The organism is Chelativorans sp. Marseille-P2723 (assembly GCF_902809845.1).
In the GTDB taxonomy this organism is placed as follows: Bacteria; Pseudomonadota; Alphaproteobacteria; order Rhizobiales; family Rhizobiaceae; genus Chelativorans.
Genome location: NZ_CADDWI010000008.1, coordinates 340,041 through 357,346, shown reverse-complemented (window position 1 = coordinate 357,346; position 17,306 = coordinate 340,041). Strand labels below are relative to the sequence as shown.

Sequence of the window (17,306 nt, the reverse complement as noted above, 5' to 3'; positions counted from 1 at the left end):
CCCTAGCCAGCAGGATAGAGGTTCAACGGCATGAATGGGATCAATTTCAGAACTTATCCAGATCCTGATGTTTAGCCTTGATCTCGCGTACGGTGCCGGAAGAGGATCGCATGACGATGGTGTGTGTCTGGATTGAATCGCGGCCGAACTTGACACCCGCAAGCAGGTTGCCGTCCGTCACGCCCGTAGCAGCGAAGAGAACATCTCCGCGCGCCATTTCCTCCATCTGGTAAACTTTGTTCGGATCTGCGATGCCCATCCTGCTGGCGCGGGCAATCTTCTCTTCGGTATTGAGCTGAAGCCGCCCCTGCATCTGGCCACCAATGCAGCGAAGCGCAGCCGCCGCCAGCACACCCTCGGGCGCCCCGCCAATCCCCATATAGATATCGATCCCCGTCTCATCGGCATCGGTCGTATGAATCACGCCGGCCACATCGCCATCGCCGATGAGGCGTATTGCAGCGCCCGTGGCGCGCACCTCCTCGATCAGGCGCGCGTGCCGCGGACGGTCAAGAATGCAAGCCGTGATCTCGCGCGTTGGGACGCCTTTGGCCTTGGCAAGGTTCTCGATGTTCTCCACGACCGGCGCGTCCAGATTGACAATGCCGGCCGGATAGCCCGGACCAATCGCGATCTTCTCCATATATACATCCGGCGCGTAGAGCAGGCTGCCCCGCTCCGCAATAGCGATCACCGCAAGTGAGTTGGGCAGGTTTTTGGCACAGATTGTGGTGCCTTCCAGCGGATCCAGCGCGATATCGACCAATGGCCCTTCCTTCACGCCCACTTCCTCGCCGATATAGAGCATCGGCGCCTCGTCGCGCTCGCCTTCTCCGATCACCACCGTACCTTGTATTGGCAGGCGGTTGAGTTCGGAGCGCATGGCATCTACGGCAGCCTGGTCGGCCGATTTCTCGTCTCCGCGGCCGCGCAGCCTGGCGGCGGCCACTGCGGCCCGTTCGGTGACGCGGACAAGCTCGAGTGTCAGGATCCGGTCGAGGCCGGATTGGGGGCGCTTCGGCATGAAGGTCATCCTGCTATCCTCTTGAGGCAATCACCGCACCGCATTATTCGGCGCGCCGTTCCCAATGTCTTTGGCAAAGAGCCGGGATGACAGCAAGACCCCTGCGTCCTCTACCATCAACCTCAATCGATTGAATTATTTCTTGGGATGGCCATGAGCCGGCAAAAGCGCCGTCTCAAATAGCGACGTGCTTCGGCAGGCTCAGCGGCGGTCAGCGCCACGGCGATACCACCAAACCTCGATGCGTCGGCGCATGCGTCTCACCAGGGGGATATCGTAGGACAGGAAAAGCAGTCCGAGCGGCACCATCCAGAAACCGAGAATCGGTAGAAAGCCGAGGACTCCGCCCAGGACCAGCAGCAAACCGCTGGCGATGCGCAGGGTGCGGGACCGTGGCAGCGGCACGCGGCGGCCGGCGATGGAAACTCGGGGGCGCAGCGGATCAGGGGGCAGCGGATCAGGGGACAGCGGATTGGGGCGCAGTTCCCTACCCTCCTGTTCGCAAGATGAAAGCTCACGGCCCATCAATTTACGTCCTTCCTATGGTCTATCCGGGCGCGCCTTCTGCAAAAGGCACAGTGCCGTAACGTTCCCCAAAATCCAATCATTACATGGCAATTATGAACGCCTTGCAGCCTGCTGCGCCTGGTTCCATATGTGTGCTTGTAGGCGCAAATGCGAGCCCGAAAGCGATTTCGCTGAAAAAAGGCAAATGGAGCTTGGCAAAAGCGGAATCCGTTTGTTATAGAACCGCTCGCAAGAGCTTTCCCCGGTAGCTCAGCGGTAGAGCAACCGGCTGTTAACCGGTTGGTCGCTGGTTCGAATCCGGCCCGGGGAGCCACTCTCTTTTTTTCTTACTTCATTGAAAGCGTAAGGCTTTCTCCTGAGCGTCCCCGCTCCTGCATAACTTCTTTCATAACCTGGCAATAGATAAAGCCGCCGCCGTGCCGGAACGGCTGCGAGAGGTTGCGCCGAATCACGCGGCGAGCAATTCCATGAACTGGGGCAGCTCGTGCTCGCTGAGTGGGCCTTCGCCTCCTCCAAACCGGCGAAGGTTTAACTGCGCTCCTATGCGATCCTCCTCTGTTGATAACAGAATCTCACTATGCACATAAATGACAACTGTGTGCGGGCAAGGAGGGAGAATGAAGGTATCGCTTGCACCTGCAGTAACGTTTCTGGCGTTGTCGTCATGAGCGTCTACAGACGATGCAGCCCCTCAGATGACACGTGAAGAAACCTTTGCGTACCTGAGCGAGTCTGCTGAGCTTCAAGCATATGCATTGGCCGCTGATCGGACCGCTGCACAGCGTATAGATGAGACCTAGAAAAGAGCCGACAGTCTACGCGACACCTTGGCGAACAATCCGTATGTTCAAATAATCGGGTTCTCGGTCGCGATTCCGTAGGGGATCACCTTCGATTTCAGCTTTCCCACGTCAGAGGCCGTCAGTTAGCCTCGGGCTATGCGGCCTTGCGCTGCTTTCTTGCGCTACGTAATGCGCACGACCGCAGCAACAAGCTCCGACCTTGCTTCACGGCGTTAAGGATATCTTTCAGGAACGGTGCCCAACCTTTAATTACCATGCGGGATTGCCGGTTGGGCTTCCTTGCGTGTGAAGCGCCGTGCCGTCACAATTGCACGGCGCTGGAGTTAAAGCTCAGAACGGGCTGTCGGGGAAGTAGAAGGTTTCCGCGTTTTCCGGCGTGATGAGCTGTGAGCCGATGATGAAGCGGCCAGAGACAGGCGTACTGGATACCAGCCCCAGAGCCGTCAGCTCGATCGCTGTGGAAATTTGCGCCGGCGGATAGGTGACGTTAACTGGCAATTGCGGATCGCCTTCCATGATGCGCTTGACGATCTCCTTCATTCCGGCACCGCCGACCACCCACATCTGGTCTTCGCGGCCTGCCTGGGCGATCGCCTCCAGAACGCCGATGGCCATGTCATCGTCGGCTGCCCAGACGGCGTCGATGTCGTCATATTTTGACAGGAAGTCCTGCATCACGTTGAAGGCATCGTCGCGATTCCAGTTGCCATGCTGCATATCCAGCACATTAATGCCCGAACCTTCTATTGCAGCCTGGAAAGCTTCCACCCGCTCATTGTCGAGCGTTGTAGGGATGCCACGCAGGATGACGATATTATCGCCCTCATTCAGATTCTGGGCGAAATACTCACCCGCCATGCGGCCAAAGCCGGGATTGTCGCCGGCGACATAAAGATCCTCGATGCCGTCGACCGAAAGACCGCGGTCGACCACCGTCACCCAGATACCCTGTTCCTTCACCGACTGAACCGGCGAGGTGAGCGGCTCGCTTTCAAAGGGCAGCACCACCAGCGCATCGATGTTACGCGTTGCAACCATATCCTCGATATCGTTGACCATCTTGCTGGCGTCGCCCGCCGTCGACAGAACGAAGGTGAGTTGCGGATAAACCTCTTGCAAACGCTGGATCGTTGCGCGGGCGTGATAGTTCAGGCCGCCCATGAACCCGTGAGTCGCCGAAGGTATGGCAACGCCGATCGTGTAGCTCTCCTCCTGCGCTACAGCCATGCTGGAAGTGGCGAGCGCCCCTGCCAGCGCGGCGCCTTTCAGAAAATTTCTGCGTTTCATATTCTCTCTCCCTTGGTTGAAATCATCATTGTTCGGAAGGTTTCTTCTCTCGCTGCAGCACGACCGCCAAGATGACAACCACGCCCTGGATCGCGCCGTTCAGGTAGGGGCTGACGATCGAAGCCAGATTGAGAATGTTGTCGATCAGGCTGAGGATCAGGACGCCTACCACCGTGCCCCAGATGCGGCCGAAGCCGCCTTTCAGCACCGTCCCGCCGATAATGACAGCGGCGATGGCCTCCAGCTCCCACAAAACGCCCGTCGAGCCGGATGCCGAGCCGAGCCGCGGCACATACATAATCGTTGCAAGCCCCACGAGTGTTCCGAGAAGAACATAGGTGGCGGTGCGGGCACGATCGACATTGACGGCTGAATAGCGGGCCACCTGCTCGTTGGCGCCAATGGCGGCGCAATGCCGGCCGAACGCGGTGTGCCGCATCAGCAGCTCACCCGCGAACGCCACCAGCGCGAAGACGATGATCGGCCAGGCGACGCCGAAAAGCCCGCCATAATAGACGGGGCGATAAAGCGCGCGCAGATCGAAGTCGAGCGACAGCGTACCGCCATCGGCAAGCCACGTCACTAGACTGCGATAGATCCCCATGGAGCCGAGCGTGACGATGAAAGCCTCGATCCTCACCTTGCTGATCAGAACGCCGTTGATCATGCCCGCGGCAAATCCGGTTAGCAGCGCCAGCGCCATGCCTACAAGAATGAGCGGAATGCCAACGCCCATGAGCGGGATAAGGGAGTTCATGGCAAGGATCATCACGCCGGCGACGAAGGCCGCCATGGACCCGACCGAAAGGTCGATCCCGCCCGCCGTTATAACGAATGTCATACCCACGGCGATGATGCCTATGAAGGCAGAGCGCGCCAGCACATTCGTCACATTGCCATAGCTCAGAAAGTTGGAATTGAGCATGGCACCGAGGATGATGAGAGCAATCAGCGCGAATAACGGCCCCAGAACATGCAGATTGTAGCGGCGCAGGTTCAGTCTTGCGAGCGTGTTGATTGCAGCTTCCGTCATTCCACTTTCGCCTTCCGTTCGGCAATCCCCATGGCGAGCCGCAGAATTGCATCTTCGGTGATCCGCTTTCCTTCCAATTCTCCCGCAATGCGGCCGCTGGCCATGACCACCACGCGGTTGGCCAGGCCGATGACTTCCGGCAGTTCAGATGAGATAACGATCACGCTTTTTCCCCGCGCAGCTAGCTGGCTGATGAAGCCATAGATCTGCTGCTTGGTGCCGATGTCGATGCCGCGCGTGGGCTCGTCGATAATCACGATGTCCGGCTCGGCCAGCATGGTCTTGGCAAGAAGCAGCTTCTGCTGGTTCCCGCCGGAAAGATTGCCCGCCAGCATTTCGCGATCGCCGGCCCGTATGTCGAATTCCTCGATTGCGCGGGACAAAGCGCGTTCTTCAGCCTGCCGGTCTATGGTGACGCGGGTGAAGCGGTCGAGCGCCAGCAGCGTCAGATTCTCGCGCAGATTTTTGCCGAGAAGCAGGCCCTTTTCCTTGCGGTCTTCGGTTAGATAGACAAGCCCTGCCTCGCGCGCAGCAAGAACAGAGCCTGGCTTTACGGAGACGCCATTGATGCGGATCTGGCCTGTAGCGCTACGCAGACCGACAATGCCCTCCATCAGTTCAGTGCGCCCGGAGCCCACAAGCCCAGCAAAGCCTAGGACCTCGCCCCGCCGCAGGGCGAATGAAGCGTCATCCACGTGGCCCGGAACGGAAAGATCGCGCACCTCCAGCACGGTTTCATCCGCGGGCATGGCCTTATCGGGAAAGAGGGTGCTTAGCGACCGCCCCACCATAGCCTCTGCCATGCGCTGTTCGTCCAGCTCACGTGAAGGCGCCTCCAACACCTTGTGGCCATCGCGCAACACGGTCACGCGGTCAGCGATCCTGGAAACTTCGTTGAGTTTATGGGAGGTATAAAGGATTGCGGTTCCTGCCGTCTTGAGCCTGTCGATCTGCTCCAGAAGCGTATCGGTTTCCCGGTTGGTCAGCACCGCCGTTGGTTCATCCATGATGAGAACGCGCGCATTCCGCCCAAGCGCCTTGGCGATTTCGACCATCTGCCTGTTGGGCACCGAAAGGTCGGAAATCCTCTGCCGTGGATCAACCGGGCAATTGAGCCTTCCCAGAAGTGCTCGGCTCTGGGCTTGCATGGCCTTTTGATCGAGGAAGAAGCCGCGCTGTTCTTCGCGACCGAGAAAGATATTCTCCTCTACCGTAAGCTGCAGCGCCAGGTTAAACTCCTGATGGATCATGATGATCCCCGCCGCTTCGGCGTCGCGTAGCGTTTCAAAACGGACCGCATTTCCGTCGAGCAGCAACTCGCCTTCAGTGGGTTGAAGATAACCGCTCATGATCTTCATCAGGGTTGACTTGCCGGCCCCATTTTCCCCGATCAAGGCATGCACCTCCCCTTGGCGCAGCTCCAGATTCACATCGAAGAGCACCTGAATGGGCCCGAAACGATGCGAGATTCCCTTGAGTCCGAGTACGGCGGCCATCGCGATATCCTTTAATCGAGGCACAGACGCCAGAACCGGGTGGAAAAGGGGCCGGCCTGCACCGACGCCGCCCGCGTACATGGAACCTCTTGGGCTAGCGCCCCCGTGCCCTCGTTCTGCGTCATCCTGCTGCGAAAAGGGCTACGGGTCCGGAGCCGGAGGATGCTTGCCTTCTTGAGCTTGGCCGGCTTCGTTCAACAATGCTCCTCCCCCGCCTGAGCCTCCCCCTTAGCGGCTATGTAATCGATTGCAGTCTATGCGAAACGGAGCGGTTTTCAATACGGATTGTAACAGCGCAACCCTCATCCCGGCGGCGGTACGTGCACAGCCCGGTGCAAGCATCAATTGCGCTGGGCCGGATGACGGTAAAGCGCCCCGGACCGGTGTCATGCCAGACGGTCCAGGCTAATACTGGATCCGCCAGATTGAAGCGCCCTTGCTGCGCGTATCGCCTCCCGGTCGGCCAAGCTCCTGATCCTTGAATGTGCGGGCGACTTCCATTTCGATTTTCAGATAAGGAGCAGCGCCTTTTGACGGTTGGAACACAGCCACATCTTCGGCACCCTCCTGCTTCTCGAAGGAAAAATCGACCGGCTGACCGTTGACCCGCAGTCGGAAGCTTTCCCGGACGGCGTCATCTATCCAGCCACGAATGAAAATGCGCAGCCGATTGCCCGTAAACGGTAGGTAGATGACCGAACGGGTCCCGGGCCCTGTCCAGCGGCAGCATTCTTCGGTACCCGCGCTATCCCGCCCTGAAAAGCCGGTTCCGATGAGAGGATGGTTCATGGTGTACAGGCCGGTGTTGCCCACAATTTTGGCAAGCGCCGTCACCCGCGCGTGTGCATAGTGGCTTTCAAAATCTTCTTCATCATAGCTTTCGGCTGCGGCGAGACTGGCCTGACTCCGCTCAGTAGCGAAATCATAGAGCATTTGATCCGCCTGGTTCATCTCGGCAAGAATGGCATTGGCCACTGCCTCATCCTCGCCGGCCTTCGTCCTCCGCTCAACCACATTGAGGTGGCGCACCTGCTGCGCTGGGCAGGCACCAAGGGCGGCTGCAAGCGCTCTCATGGAGCGGGGAACATCCTCCTGGATGCCTGCAAAGTCGATTTTGTCAGTAAGCGCCTCAGCCGCTTCCTCGAAGCGCTGCCGCGGCGATAATTCATGGAATGCGTCCAGCGAATACTTCCATGAAACAAGTGCGCGACATTGGCGATCTTCATAAATTTCCCGAAGGACTGGCTCGTTGCGAAGCGTCTTCAGCGATTGAGAAAAGGAGTGCGCCCTAACCGCGCGATGATAGCGCTGGAAGGCTTTTGAAAGATGGGCATAATCGTGTTCCTGTAACCGCGAATGATCGAAATATTGAGACCACGCACGCTGGATGGGATCGCGAAGAAAGGTGAAAAGAAACGCTCCCTCGGGAGCCGCCCGGATCAGGTCCCTGTGCCCATGAACTATGTCATATGCTTTCCACGAAAGCTCTGAACAAAGTTCATTCGCCACATCCACGGGAACATTGTGGTCCCGCATGAACTCGGCAAAACGCGTTGGAAATACAGCTGGCCTTGCCCGCTCGAAAGACACGAGATCATCGAGCCACGAGTTAACGGAAGTACCCGCCGTTTTCGGGATGTGCACATGCCCGATTTTTGTTGGAATAGCCCGTAAATGTGCCACCATCATTTCTCCTGCTTGCCAGGCGCAAGGGCGAGAATGAAAACTAGATGGGCTCTCCGTCCATCCTCAATCATCGATGCGGCATTGGCGCCAGAAAGATCTTGTCGAAACACCCTTCCCTTTCCCGCTTATGGATAAGGGTAATCGTCGATCCTTCGCGCTCTGTAATCCTCCCACTCTCTCGTCCGCTCCCGGAACAGGTTCTTGATATCCGCAACCATCTGCGACAGGCGGCGCTGTGCTTCTTCGTGACGCTTCTTCGTTTCGTCAGAGACGGTAACATCGCCGCTTTCAATCAGGCGCGCGGCCTCTTCGCAGGATACGAAAGGGATCGCGAACTCTTCTGCCATGTACCGCATCTTGCCGAAGCGGCCGACCTTTAGATCCGGTTCGAGAGGGGGAATGACCTGAACTGTTGGAGTGTTGTTGGCTATTGCAAACACCATTGCATGGAGGCGCCCTACGCTGACGACCATTGCGCTGGCTGCAACTTCGGCAACCATCTTGCTCGTGTCCGACCAGAGGCTCCTCGACGGGAGCATGCCTGCAATGCCGAGCTTCTCCAGAAAAAGCTCATCCTCGGGTGCAAGGGGCAGAAAGACCGGCTGCAAACCTGCCTGGCGAACAGTGTCCACCAAGCGGCGAATCTCGGCCACGTAATAATCCGGCTGGACGATGTCCATTGGCCATTCGCGCAATGTGATCAGTGCTGTACTCGAACGCTCTTTTGGCCGAGGAGCAACCAAGCGCAGTGCCCAATCCGCACCGTAATTCACTTCGCGCCCGTCGGCCTGAGCGGCAGCGACACTTGGCGCCGATCTGAGAAACACGCGGTCGAAAATGCTGAGATACAACGCGGCCGCTCGCGAGCGGTATCCTGGCAGGTTTTTTGTTATATGTACGTGATCGGTTCCGGCGAGCACCACCGGCGTTCCGCCAAACTTACACACCAAGGCCTGACTGCCGCCGTAGCCTATCCCCAGCCCCCCTCCTCCGACGATTAGACCCGCCATGCGCTTTGCGAAGTAGTGAATATTTCCGACATGTACGCGCTCGATCTCATTGTACGGATACCATCCGTCAAATCCCCGATATGCCCCATGCTCATCGACAACGACTACAACGTCGAACTCGTCTCGGAACGATTCGTAGATGCCGCAAAGGATCGCTTCATCCCCGCTATTCCCTCGCCCGTAGAAACCTAAAACTCCAATCAAGGGCTTGCCTGTCCGGCTATTGAGCATTCGCTGCCGTCCTTTCAAAAGGTTCCAGATCGCCGGGTGTTTCTGAGACAGATGTATGGCAAGGGGAAGGCCGATCCGTCGAAAGCTCAAGGTCTTCAAGGCAGCGAATTTTCGTGCAAGCCGCAATATTTTCTGCTCCTGCTGCATCGTTGTTCTTGAAAGCGTTGTGGTCGATTTTTGCTAAGCCGCATCTGGTAGAAGAGCGCGCCCTATTGCCGGCCTGGAGAATGTCAATCGCGCCAGCCAGGCTTCTTGCTATGCAGCCCGGGCAACGGCCGAAAGCGAACGCTCAAGCCTCCTCCTTTGGCCGCATCATCATCAGTGCCTGGCGCTCGCAGATGCCACAGACAATGTCGTCCTGATTAAGCGCTTCGTGGCGGAAGGTGACGATGCCTTCGCCGGGGCGCGAACGGCTTTCCCGCTTGGCGATCACGGTCGTGCGAACCCTGATCGTATCGCCCTCAAAGAGCGGATGCGGGAAGCGCACCTCGCTCATGCCGAGATTGCCCACGGTCGTGCCGAGTGTCGTATCGTGCACCGACATCCCCACCATGAGCCCGAGTGTAAGCAGGCTGTTGACAAGGGGGCGGCCCCACACGCTGCGCGTTGCAGCGTGGGAATCGATATGAAGAGGCTGGGGGTTCATCGTCAGGAGCGAAAACCACTTATTGTCGGTCTCGGTGATGGTCCTTGTCCATTCATGCTCGAAAACCATCCCTTCCTCGAAATCTTCAAACCAGAGACCCGCCATTCCTGCTCCTCCCCGTACCGGATTCGGATTAATATGATGCTGCGTCCAGCGCTGCACGCACCTTGTGCTTCTTCTCCGCCCTCATCATTTCCTGATAGGCGGCAATCAGATCCTCGATATTATCGAAATACCAGATGCCTTGACGTGAAACCAGCAGCCCGCAGTCGCAATATTCCCGGATCTGCGCCATTGCGTGGGAGACCATAATGATGCGTGCCCTCGGCAGCTTCTCCCGGAATACGGCTTTCGACTTCCTTTTGAAGACGCCATCGCCCACAGCGGTTATCTCGTCGATCAGGTAGCAGTCGAAGTCGATGGCCATGCTCATGCCAAAGGCAAGGCGCGCCTTCATGCCGCTCGAATAAGTCTTGATCGGGGTAGCCAAAGATGCGCCAAGCTCGGAGAATTCCTTTACGTACTCAATAACGGCGTCCGTGTCGGCCCCATATATCCGCGCAACGAAGCGGATGTTCTCCAGCCCTGTCATCGAACCGTTGAAGCCGCCTGAAAAGGCAAGGGGCCAGGAAATCTTGCCGTGGCGGATGATCCTGCCCTCATCAGGCTGCTCGGCGCCTGAAATGAGACGCATGAGCGTCGACTTTCCCGCGCCGTTTGGACCGACGATGGCCACGTTGCGATCGTGAGGAAAGGTGAAAGTCAGCCGATTGAAGATGCGCTTCTTCATGCCCTTCAACCGATAAGTCTTGGAAACTGCCTTCAATTCAATCATCCGCCGCTCCTTCTCCTGCGCGTGAGGCGTTCGCCTTGAAGGCCGATGAAGATCAGGCAGACGGCAACAGAAAGGACATAGAACTTGTCGAGAACCCTGCTGTCATAGTTGGCATAATATCCGTTGCGCATCCATTCCACCGTGTGGAGTACGGGGTTCCATTTAAGCCAATCGATCACCTGCGGGGGAAGGTAGCTGGGCACATAGAAGATAGCCGACACGATGAAGAGCGGGCGCGTTGCAATCTTTTCCACCTGGCGCCAGCTCTCCCACATGGAGAAAATGACGGCATTGGTGGCGCCCATGCCAAAACCTAATAGGAAGGTCGTGCCGATAGCCTCCATAAGCTCCAGCGGATGCGCCGGCAGGCCGGCAAGACCGAGCGCCACGAGCCCGGAAAAGAAGATCCCCATGATGAGGATATAGGTGAAGGCCACGAGGATGGCGCGGGCGAATAGTACGTCCGTCTCCTTGATGGGCGGATAGGACAGAAGCGCCCTGTTGGCATCGAACGCGGTCATGAGCGTCCGGCTCAGCCGGTTGAAGAACTCAAGCGTCAGGATTCCTGTGGCGAAGAAAAGGGCAAGACTTGCTCCGAACGGCGCGTGCCGCCCGATTGCCGTGAAGATGATGACCAGGAGTACCGTGCTGGCCGCCGGCGTGATGATGGCCCACAGATAACCGATCTGCGATGAGCCGAAGGTTGCCCGGGTCTCGCGCAGCACAAGTGCTGCCAGAACGCGGAACTGAAGGGCGAGAACGGCAGGCATGGCTCCTTCACGCGATATGGTCGCGGACAGCATATGCGATGAGTATGCCGATTGCCCACAAGAGGCTCAGACCAGAGAAAATGAGGAAGCTGTTCAATAGGCGCCTTGGATAAAGCGGATATTGAGGCGTTGATGGCGCTGAATAGACCGCCAGGTAGCGCTGCTGCCTGTCTGCCTCCAGACGCGCCTTCTCCAGCGAGGAGAGCGCAGACGCGTAGTACTGCTGGGCAAAGTCGCGCTCGACCTCCAGCGATTCAAAGGTAGCGAGTTGCCCCGTAAGCGAGGCCCCGGGCGCTCCCAGCTCACGGGAACTGATCTCGCTGCGTTGCGCGGCAATCTGCTGCTCGATTGCCTCCGCCTGCCGCATGAGGCTGCGCATGGAAGGCGCATCCGCATCCACGGACCCGCTCAAAGCGGCAATGCGCGCACGAATTTCTGCAAGCTGCCTCTCTAAGCCGCCAATCAGTTCGAGTTGAAGGCGCGCGGCGCCGGCCGGATCAATTGCGCTCTCTGCCTCCCGAAATTGACGCAAGGCATCAAGCGCCGCTTTTAACCGTTGTTCTGACCGCTCCACCTCGCCTTCAGCATAGGCGACGGCATCCTGCCGGGCGCGGCTGGACAGTTCGTTGACGAGTTCCTTGCTGTAGGTCAGCACCAGTGAGGCAAGCTCGAGGGCATCCTGCGGATCGAAAGCCTCCACCTCGAAAGTAAGAATGCCCGACATATTGTCGAAGCTCGTGTGGATGCGCCGCTTCCAATAGTCCACTACCTGCTCGATTTCCATCTCAGGGCCCAGCCGGGAAAGGAAGTCCACCTGCGGATTGCTGTAAGCTTGCCGCAGGTGAAAATCCTGCTTCAGCCTTTCCACGATATCGCGACTTTCCAGATATTTGAGCAGGATGTAGGAATCCGACGTTGTCGAGCCGGTGCTCGCAAGGCCGGTAACCGCGCCCAGAAGATCGCCGCTTCCCGTGTCCATTCCACGCACGGCGAAACCGGCGCCGGCCACATAGCGGTCAGAGGCTATGAATGCATAATAGAAGATACCAAGAAGCGTTGGCAGTAGGACGAACAGGACGTAGGAAGCAGCCAACAGCTTGCCGCGTTGTGACCGGGTGCCTGTTTCTTCCCCGGTTGACAGCAGGATCCCATTGCCCGGTTCGGGCAGAGGAACGAGTTTAGGCTTCTTGCTTTTCTCCATCGACGGTTTGGCGGTAATTCCGCTCATCCGCTCCCCCTCATTCCCGGGCCGGCACGAAGCTGCTTCGACAGGCGCAGCAGAGGACGCAGGGTTCTGCGCCAGGAAAACCCTTCTGTCTCCGTGTCACGCCAGTTAACCAGCTGTTCGACGGCACGTTCAGGTGTGGTAAAGCGGCCGGTCCGTCGGCAGACATAGGTTGGATAAAGTATGAGGCTGGCAGCAATGAGCTGGTCAAGCGTGAGGCGGCGGGTGCGGCGCGGAACAGGCGCCATATCCCGCGTAAGGCCCCAGCCGGCATAGAAGGGCTGACCGTAGCAGACGACATTGCGTCCCCTCAGAAGTGCCTCGAAGCCGGCAAGAGAGGTCATCGTGTGAACCTCATCGACCTCATGGAGGAGACAGGCCATATCGGCGTGATGAACGACTTCGTCGCAGAAAGACATCGAATCCGATTCCCCCGCGCCGCGTCGCCGCAGCCGGGCGGTCACATCGGGATGAGGCTTGTAGACGATATAGGCGTCCGGATTGGTTTCTCGGACAGTTCTCAGCAACTGGAGATTCGTCCTGATCAATGGAGCGCCCTGACGGATGGCAGCATCATCCTCGACCTGTCCAGGTACAAGGATGACACGAGGGCTGCGGTCCGGCCTCTGCCATGAAAAGATGCGCAGATTATATTTCGTTATCCCTGCGTCCACGATGCGCCTGCGCAGTGCCTCGGCACGCGTCAGGAGCGCCGCATCAAACTCGGTTTCGGCAAGGAGCTGTTCCAGACGCGACAAGCGGGTAGAATCGTAATAAAGGCCGACCGGATCGCAAACCCATGAAAGCGGCCGGGTGAGATCAGCCCCAAGACCAACGGACCTTAAAAATCCATCCTCGATATGGATGATCCTGACTCCGTCAGGCAGGCCCTCCGGAATGGCACAGCCCCAGACAGCAACCGTCGAGTCTTCCGCAACATCGCTGGCGCGCCGCCGGAATCGTACCTGTGAACCTGATAGAAACCGGCGCAGGATGGGCCGTTTCCATCGGGAGAAACCCAGCGCCTCCACCTTGCGTGGAAAACGGGAGCGAAGCCGCCTTTGAAGAGCGATATGGGATAGGACGTCCTCTACCTCGCATCGCGTGCCAGTCTCGTGATCCACATAGCGCGGGTAGACAACCAGCGCGGCATGCACCAGGGCCTCCAGGCTCGCACCGTTCTGCCGCCGGGCTGGCGCCGGCAGAGCATCATCCGTAAGTCCCCAACCTGCATAAAAGGGCATGCCGAAGGTTCGCACGCGCTTGCCCCAGATCAGGGCCTCGAAACCGATCTGCGACGTCACCGTGTAAACTGCTTCCGCCTCCTCGATCAGCCTTGCCGGGTGGCAATCATCGGCTATGACGGTGACCCGCGGGTCTTCAACTGCTTGGCGCGAGAGATAACCTTTCTTGCCGCGTGCCAGGACATCCGGATGAACCTTGACAACAACCGCGCAATCTGGATTCTCAGAAAGAGCTGCTTCCAGCATGCGGGCGAAACTCGCCGCATCGGCTTCTCCATAAATGACCGACGCATCTCCGCAAATCTGATCGACGACCATCACGTAGCGCGGGGGAAGAGCACCTTCGAAGTCGCGGGAATGGTTGTACTTGGACACCCTTCCTTCCCGCCACATCCGGATGAGCGCCTTTGCCCGCTGCTCTTCATCGGCGCGGATCGGCCTAGAAATCAGTGCTTCCAGCCGGGAAGGCGCGGAACAGTCAAAATAGATGCCCACATCGTCGACCACGAGGGACAAGGGAGGGTCATCCCGTTCGACAGACCGCAAGAAGCCGTCTTCCACGGTCAGAAAGGCAAGCCCCTCACGTGCTGCAAGAATCCACGCAGCGCGCGCCCTCTTTCGCCGTCCCCAGCCGGCGATCATGTCCACCCCGTCGCTCACTCCCCCCGCAAGATAGCGCGGCTCGGCCTCTAACAAAGCGGCGAGGTTGGGCACGCGTGTTGCGCGCAAGGAGAGGAACCCGACCTGTCTGCGACCGAGATCCATTGCCTCTCAGCCCCCCTCGTCCACCGATTCCCGGGACAACAACCTGTTATTCCTCCATGGCGGCGGTTGAGCGTGCCACTCCAAGCAGCGGCGACACGATCGTGGAGAGAAACTTGCTGAGTTCGGCGGTCGGATGGTTGGCGACGTAAAGGACATCCTTGTCGCGCATCCTGAAGGTTTGGGCGAGAAAGAAGGAATCCGGACTCTTGAAATCGAGGCGGTAGATGACGGGAACACGTTCGGTGGTCATCGCGGACAGCGTTCCGCCGCCAGATCCCACATCGACCAGCCAGCGAGCCAACTCTCTACTTTCAAAGCGAAAGAGAAAGACGCCACCCGCATCGGCGCGCGCATCAAGCAGCCCGCCGGCTTGGGCGACAGCCTCTACCAATGTGAGGGTCTCGGATTTGAACGGCGTAAGGCCGCTCCTTTTGACGGCACCAAAAGCGGAGTAGGTGCGCGGCTGGTGCAGAACGAGAACATTATCGCCCGGCGCGAGCCAGATGTTGTTCTGGGCAGATGCCGCCACATCGTCCAGCCTCACAGTGCCGCTGCGCTTTCCGCGCGTAACGGTCGCAACGGATTCGTAAGTGGGCGCGCGCGTGCCACCTGCCTGAGCCACCGCTTCCATGAGGCGTACTCCACGTAAAGGCACAGGAAGCAGACCTGGGCTTGCCACGTCGCCCACGACGACAATGGTGTTGGCCGTGTTTTCTTCAAGGAGGACCTGCACCTGCGGCTCGACGGCCTTGCCCTTGAGACCGTCCTGAATGGCCTGACGCAGGCTCTCCACCCGACGGCCAGCGGCCCTGATGCGACCTGCATAGGGAATATAGATCATTCCCTCTTCATCCACGATCGCCTTCAGCGCCGTCTGCTTGTTCTCTGCGGTTGCAAAGATCCCATCCTGGGATGGCTCCCAGATATTGATCAAGAGCTTATCGCCTACTCCAATCGTCATGGCATGGCTGCCGCCGAGCGATGTCTTGAACTCGCTCGGAAAGGAGATCGGCTCGAAGAAATTGATCTTGCTAACGGTTACCGCCGTCAGCGGGACCATAAGGTAGGAGTTTAGCTTCTCCGACCTGGCCGCCTCGGCCAGCGAGATATCAAGCCCGCTGGGTCCCTCTCCCGGTAGAAACGCGCAGGCACTGAGTGCAAGCAGCGCTCCAAGCGCGGCTGCTTGCAGGACACGGCTTATCAGCATGCAAACCTCGGTGCATCATACCGGGAATTCGCCTGATCCTGCCCATCCTGAAGTTTCTCTAATACGCCCTGGCAGGCAAGAGGGATACCTGCCCTGGCATAAAAATCCCCCGGCCTCAGACACATCTTGCGCAGCCAAGCAAGGTAGCGGTGGCGCAATGCCTTCTCGGCGACAGGTCCGTTGTGCCAGAAGAATTCAAAATCCGGCTTGCCTCGCGCGCAAGTTGCCAGAGCCGGATTTGCATAAATAGCATCCCCGATGACAAGGAGTGGCACGCCATGGTGGATGGCTGACAAGCCCGAGGTTGAGTTGATGGTAATCATCCCCGCCGCGTGGCGCGTCAGAAGGCCAAGGGAACCCGTTTCTATGACATCGACACGTTCGGCAATACCCAGAACGAGCGCGGTGCGCCGGATCAGGCGCCGATGAATGTCATGTCCACGCTCCAGCGGATGGATTTTGAAGACAAGCCGCTGCTCCCCTTTTGCGGTCCGGGCAAAGGCGTTGAGCGTCTCGGCGATCAGCCTCGTATTGGTCCAGCCGCGCGCCCAACTCATCTGGCTGTCGGCTGCAACCTGAAGAGGAACGAGGAAATATTTCCTGTCGCAGTGCTCGAGAAGGCGCTCGATAATCGAGAAATCACTCGTCCGGTGAGCCACCCGCCGCCAGTAATTGCGGCCCCACAAGAAAGGCTCACGCAGCGCATCGAAGCGCCGGTGAAACAGAGCTCGTTCCCGGGCACTGCTCAGAAGAGAACGCGCGCCGTAATATGCGGCACCATACAGGCACATCGACGCGAATGAGTTGAAGTCCCGGCCGGCTAGCTGGCTCTCAGCAGGGAACGTTTCTCCCGAGGGCGGCAGTTTTCCGGCCACGGGAGAAGCTGCGTTGTTGCCACCCTCCTCTATCGTCACGAAACCTGGCCGGATATAGCCCTCTTCGAGGGAGAGGACGCGAACTCCCATTTCGGCAGCAAGTTGCCCGGCAACGATATGCGCCGGCCGCGCACATCCGAACAGCACGATCCGGTCAACGTCGGCGCCAGCCAGAAAGGGACGGAACCAGCTTTCCCATTCCTTTGCTGTGCCGGCAAAATCGATCTTCTTGAAATCTCGCGCAAAGAGGCGGTCTCCCCCATTGAAGGTAATCCGCCAGGCATCAAAACCGCAGTTTTCAAGAGTTTCCTGCAGTCGGGTGAAAAAGGGCCCGACAGGACCTTGCAGCAGAACGACCCGTGGACGCGTCTTGGCTGGCAGTGCTGCAGGAGGCATCCGCACCAGCCGGAGGTAAGGGCGTTTCAAAGAATGAACGGCTTCCGAGGGCAGAGATGATCCTGTACTCTCCTGCCCTGTTCCTTCCACGTCCCCGCCTGAATGCTCTTCCGCCTTCAGCGTAGGCACCGGAAACTCCACAGCAAATCTGGAAAACAGGCGCAATCGGGCCCGCAACGTCCGCATACGTAAGCCTGCGGCCGCGCACCTGGCGACTGTGACATCTCAACCCCTTACTAACAGCC

The 17,306-nt window shown here is 58.6% G+C and carries 14 protein-coding genes and 1 tRNA gene; 1 reads left to right on the top strand and 14 read right to left on the bottom strand.

All coding sequences use genetic code 11. The features are described from left to right. Positions 1-46: 46 nt before the first annotated feature. Together glpX and HUS57_RS03625 are read right to left on the bottom strand one after the other, a co-directional pair. The gene (gene glpX / locus HUS57_RS03630; RefSeq protein WP_173931560.1) at positions 47-1,024 is read right to left on the bottom strand and encodes a class II fructose-bisphosphatase; all 978 of its coding nucleotides are present in this window, start codon (positions 1,022-1,024) and stop codon (positions 47-49) included. A gap of 201 nt (positions 1,025-1,225) precedes the next feature. Beyond that, entirely contained in the window at positions 1,226-1,549 is a 324-nt protein-coding gene (locus HUS57_RS03625) for a hypothetical protein (RefSeq protein WP_246727724.1), read from the bottom strand. A 241-nt stretch (positions 1,550-1,790) separates the two neighbouring features. Here HUS57_RS03625 and HUS57_RS03620 point away from each other — a divergent pair. Beyond that, positions 1,791-1,865, top strand: a tRNA-Asn gene (locus tag HUS57_RS03620). Positions 1,866-2,685: 820 nt separating this feature from the next. On the opposite strand, the gene HUS57_RS03615 is transcribed toward HUS57_RS03620, so the two are convergent. The 12 genes from HUS57_RS03615 to HUS57_RS03560 form a co-directional block, all read right to left on the bottom strand. After that, complete coding sequence (locus HUS57_RS03615; RefSeq protein ID WP_173931559.1) at positions 2,686-3,642, bottom strand: ABC transporter substrate-binding protein; 957 nt, start codon at positions 3,640-3,642, stop codon at positions 2,686-2,688. Positions 3,643-3,667: 25 nt separating this feature from the next. Beyond that, positions 3,668-4,675, bottom strand: coding sequence for an ABC transporter permease (locus HUS57_RS03610; protein ID WP_173931558.1), 1,008 nt, complete (start codon positions 4,673-4,675; stop codon positions 3,668-3,670). Then, positions 4,672-6,171: a sugar ABC transporter ATP-binding protein gene (locus tag HUS57_RS03605; RefSeq protein ID WP_173931557.1), complete on the bottom strand. Its 1,500-nt coding sequence runs from the start codon at positions 6,169-6,171 to the stop codon at positions 4,672-4,674. Before HUS57_RS03605 ends, HUS57_RS03610 begins: the two co-directional genes overlap by 4 nt. Positions 6,172-6,576: 405 nt before the next feature. Then, positions 6,577-7,860 (bottom strand): sulfotransferase family 2 domain-containing protein, encoded by a 1,284-nt coding sequence (locus HUS57_RS03600; protein ID WP_173931556.1) that lies wholly within the window; start codon positions 7,858-7,860, stop codon positions 6,577-6,579. 122 nt (positions 7,861-7,982) lie between these two features. Continuing rightward, on the bottom strand, positions 7,983-9,098 hold the full coding sequence (locus HUS57_RS03595; RefSeq protein WP_173931555.1) for a polysaccharide pyruvyl transferase family protein: 1,116 nt from the start codon (positions 9,096-9,098) through the stop codon (positions 7,983-7,985). A gap of 289 nt (positions 9,099-9,387) precedes the next feature. After that, a complete protein-coding gene (locus HUS57_RS03590; protein ID WP_173931554.1) occupies positions 9,388-9,849 on the bottom strand; it encodes a MaoC family dehydratase in 462 nt (153 codons plus the stop codon). 28 nt (positions 9,850-9,877) lie between these two features. After that, positions 9,878-10,579, bottom strand: coding sequence for an ABC transporter ATP-binding protein (locus HUS57_RS03585; RefSeq protein WP_173931553.1), 702 nt, complete (start codon positions 10,577-10,579; stop codon positions 9,878-9,880). Then, entirely contained in the window at positions 10,576-11,349 is a 774-nt protein-coding gene (locus HUS57_RS03580; protein WP_173931552.1) for an ABC transporter permease, read from the bottom strand. The genes HUS57_RS03585 and HUS57_RS03580 overlap by 4 nt, the downstream gene beginning before the upstream one ends. A gap of 7 nt (positions 11,350-11,356) precedes the next feature. Next, positions 11,357-12,577 carry a lipopolysaccharide biosynthesis protein gene (locus tag HUS57_RS03575; RefSeq protein ID WP_173931551.1) on the bottom strand — a complete coding sequence of 407 codons (1,221 nt, stop codon included), beginning with the start codon at positions 12,575-12,577 and terminating at the stop codon, positions 11,357-11,359. Continuing rightward, positions 12,574-14,583: a capsular polysaccharide biosynthesis protein gene (locus HUS57_RS03570; protein ID WP_173931550.1), complete on the bottom strand. Its 2,010-nt coding sequence runs from the start codon at positions 14,581-14,583 to the stop codon at positions 12,574-12,576. Before HUS57_RS03570 ends, HUS57_RS03575 begins: the two co-directional genes overlap by 4 nt. A 46-nt stretch (positions 14,584-14,629) precedes the next feature. Next, a complete protein-coding gene (locus HUS57_RS03565) occupies positions 14,630-15,790 on the bottom strand; it encodes a polysaccharide biosynthesis/export family protein (protein ID WP_173931549.1) in 1,161 nt (386 codons plus the stop codon). Next, positions 15,784-17,190: a hypothetical protein gene (locus HUS57_RS03560; protein ID WP_173931548.1), complete on the bottom strand. Its 1,407-nt coding sequence runs from the start codon at positions 17,188-17,190 to the stop codon at positions 15,784-15,786. Before HUS57_RS03560 ends, HUS57_RS03565 begins: the two co-directional genes overlap by 7 nt. Between the last annotated feature and the right edge of the window lie 116 nt (positions 17,191-17,306).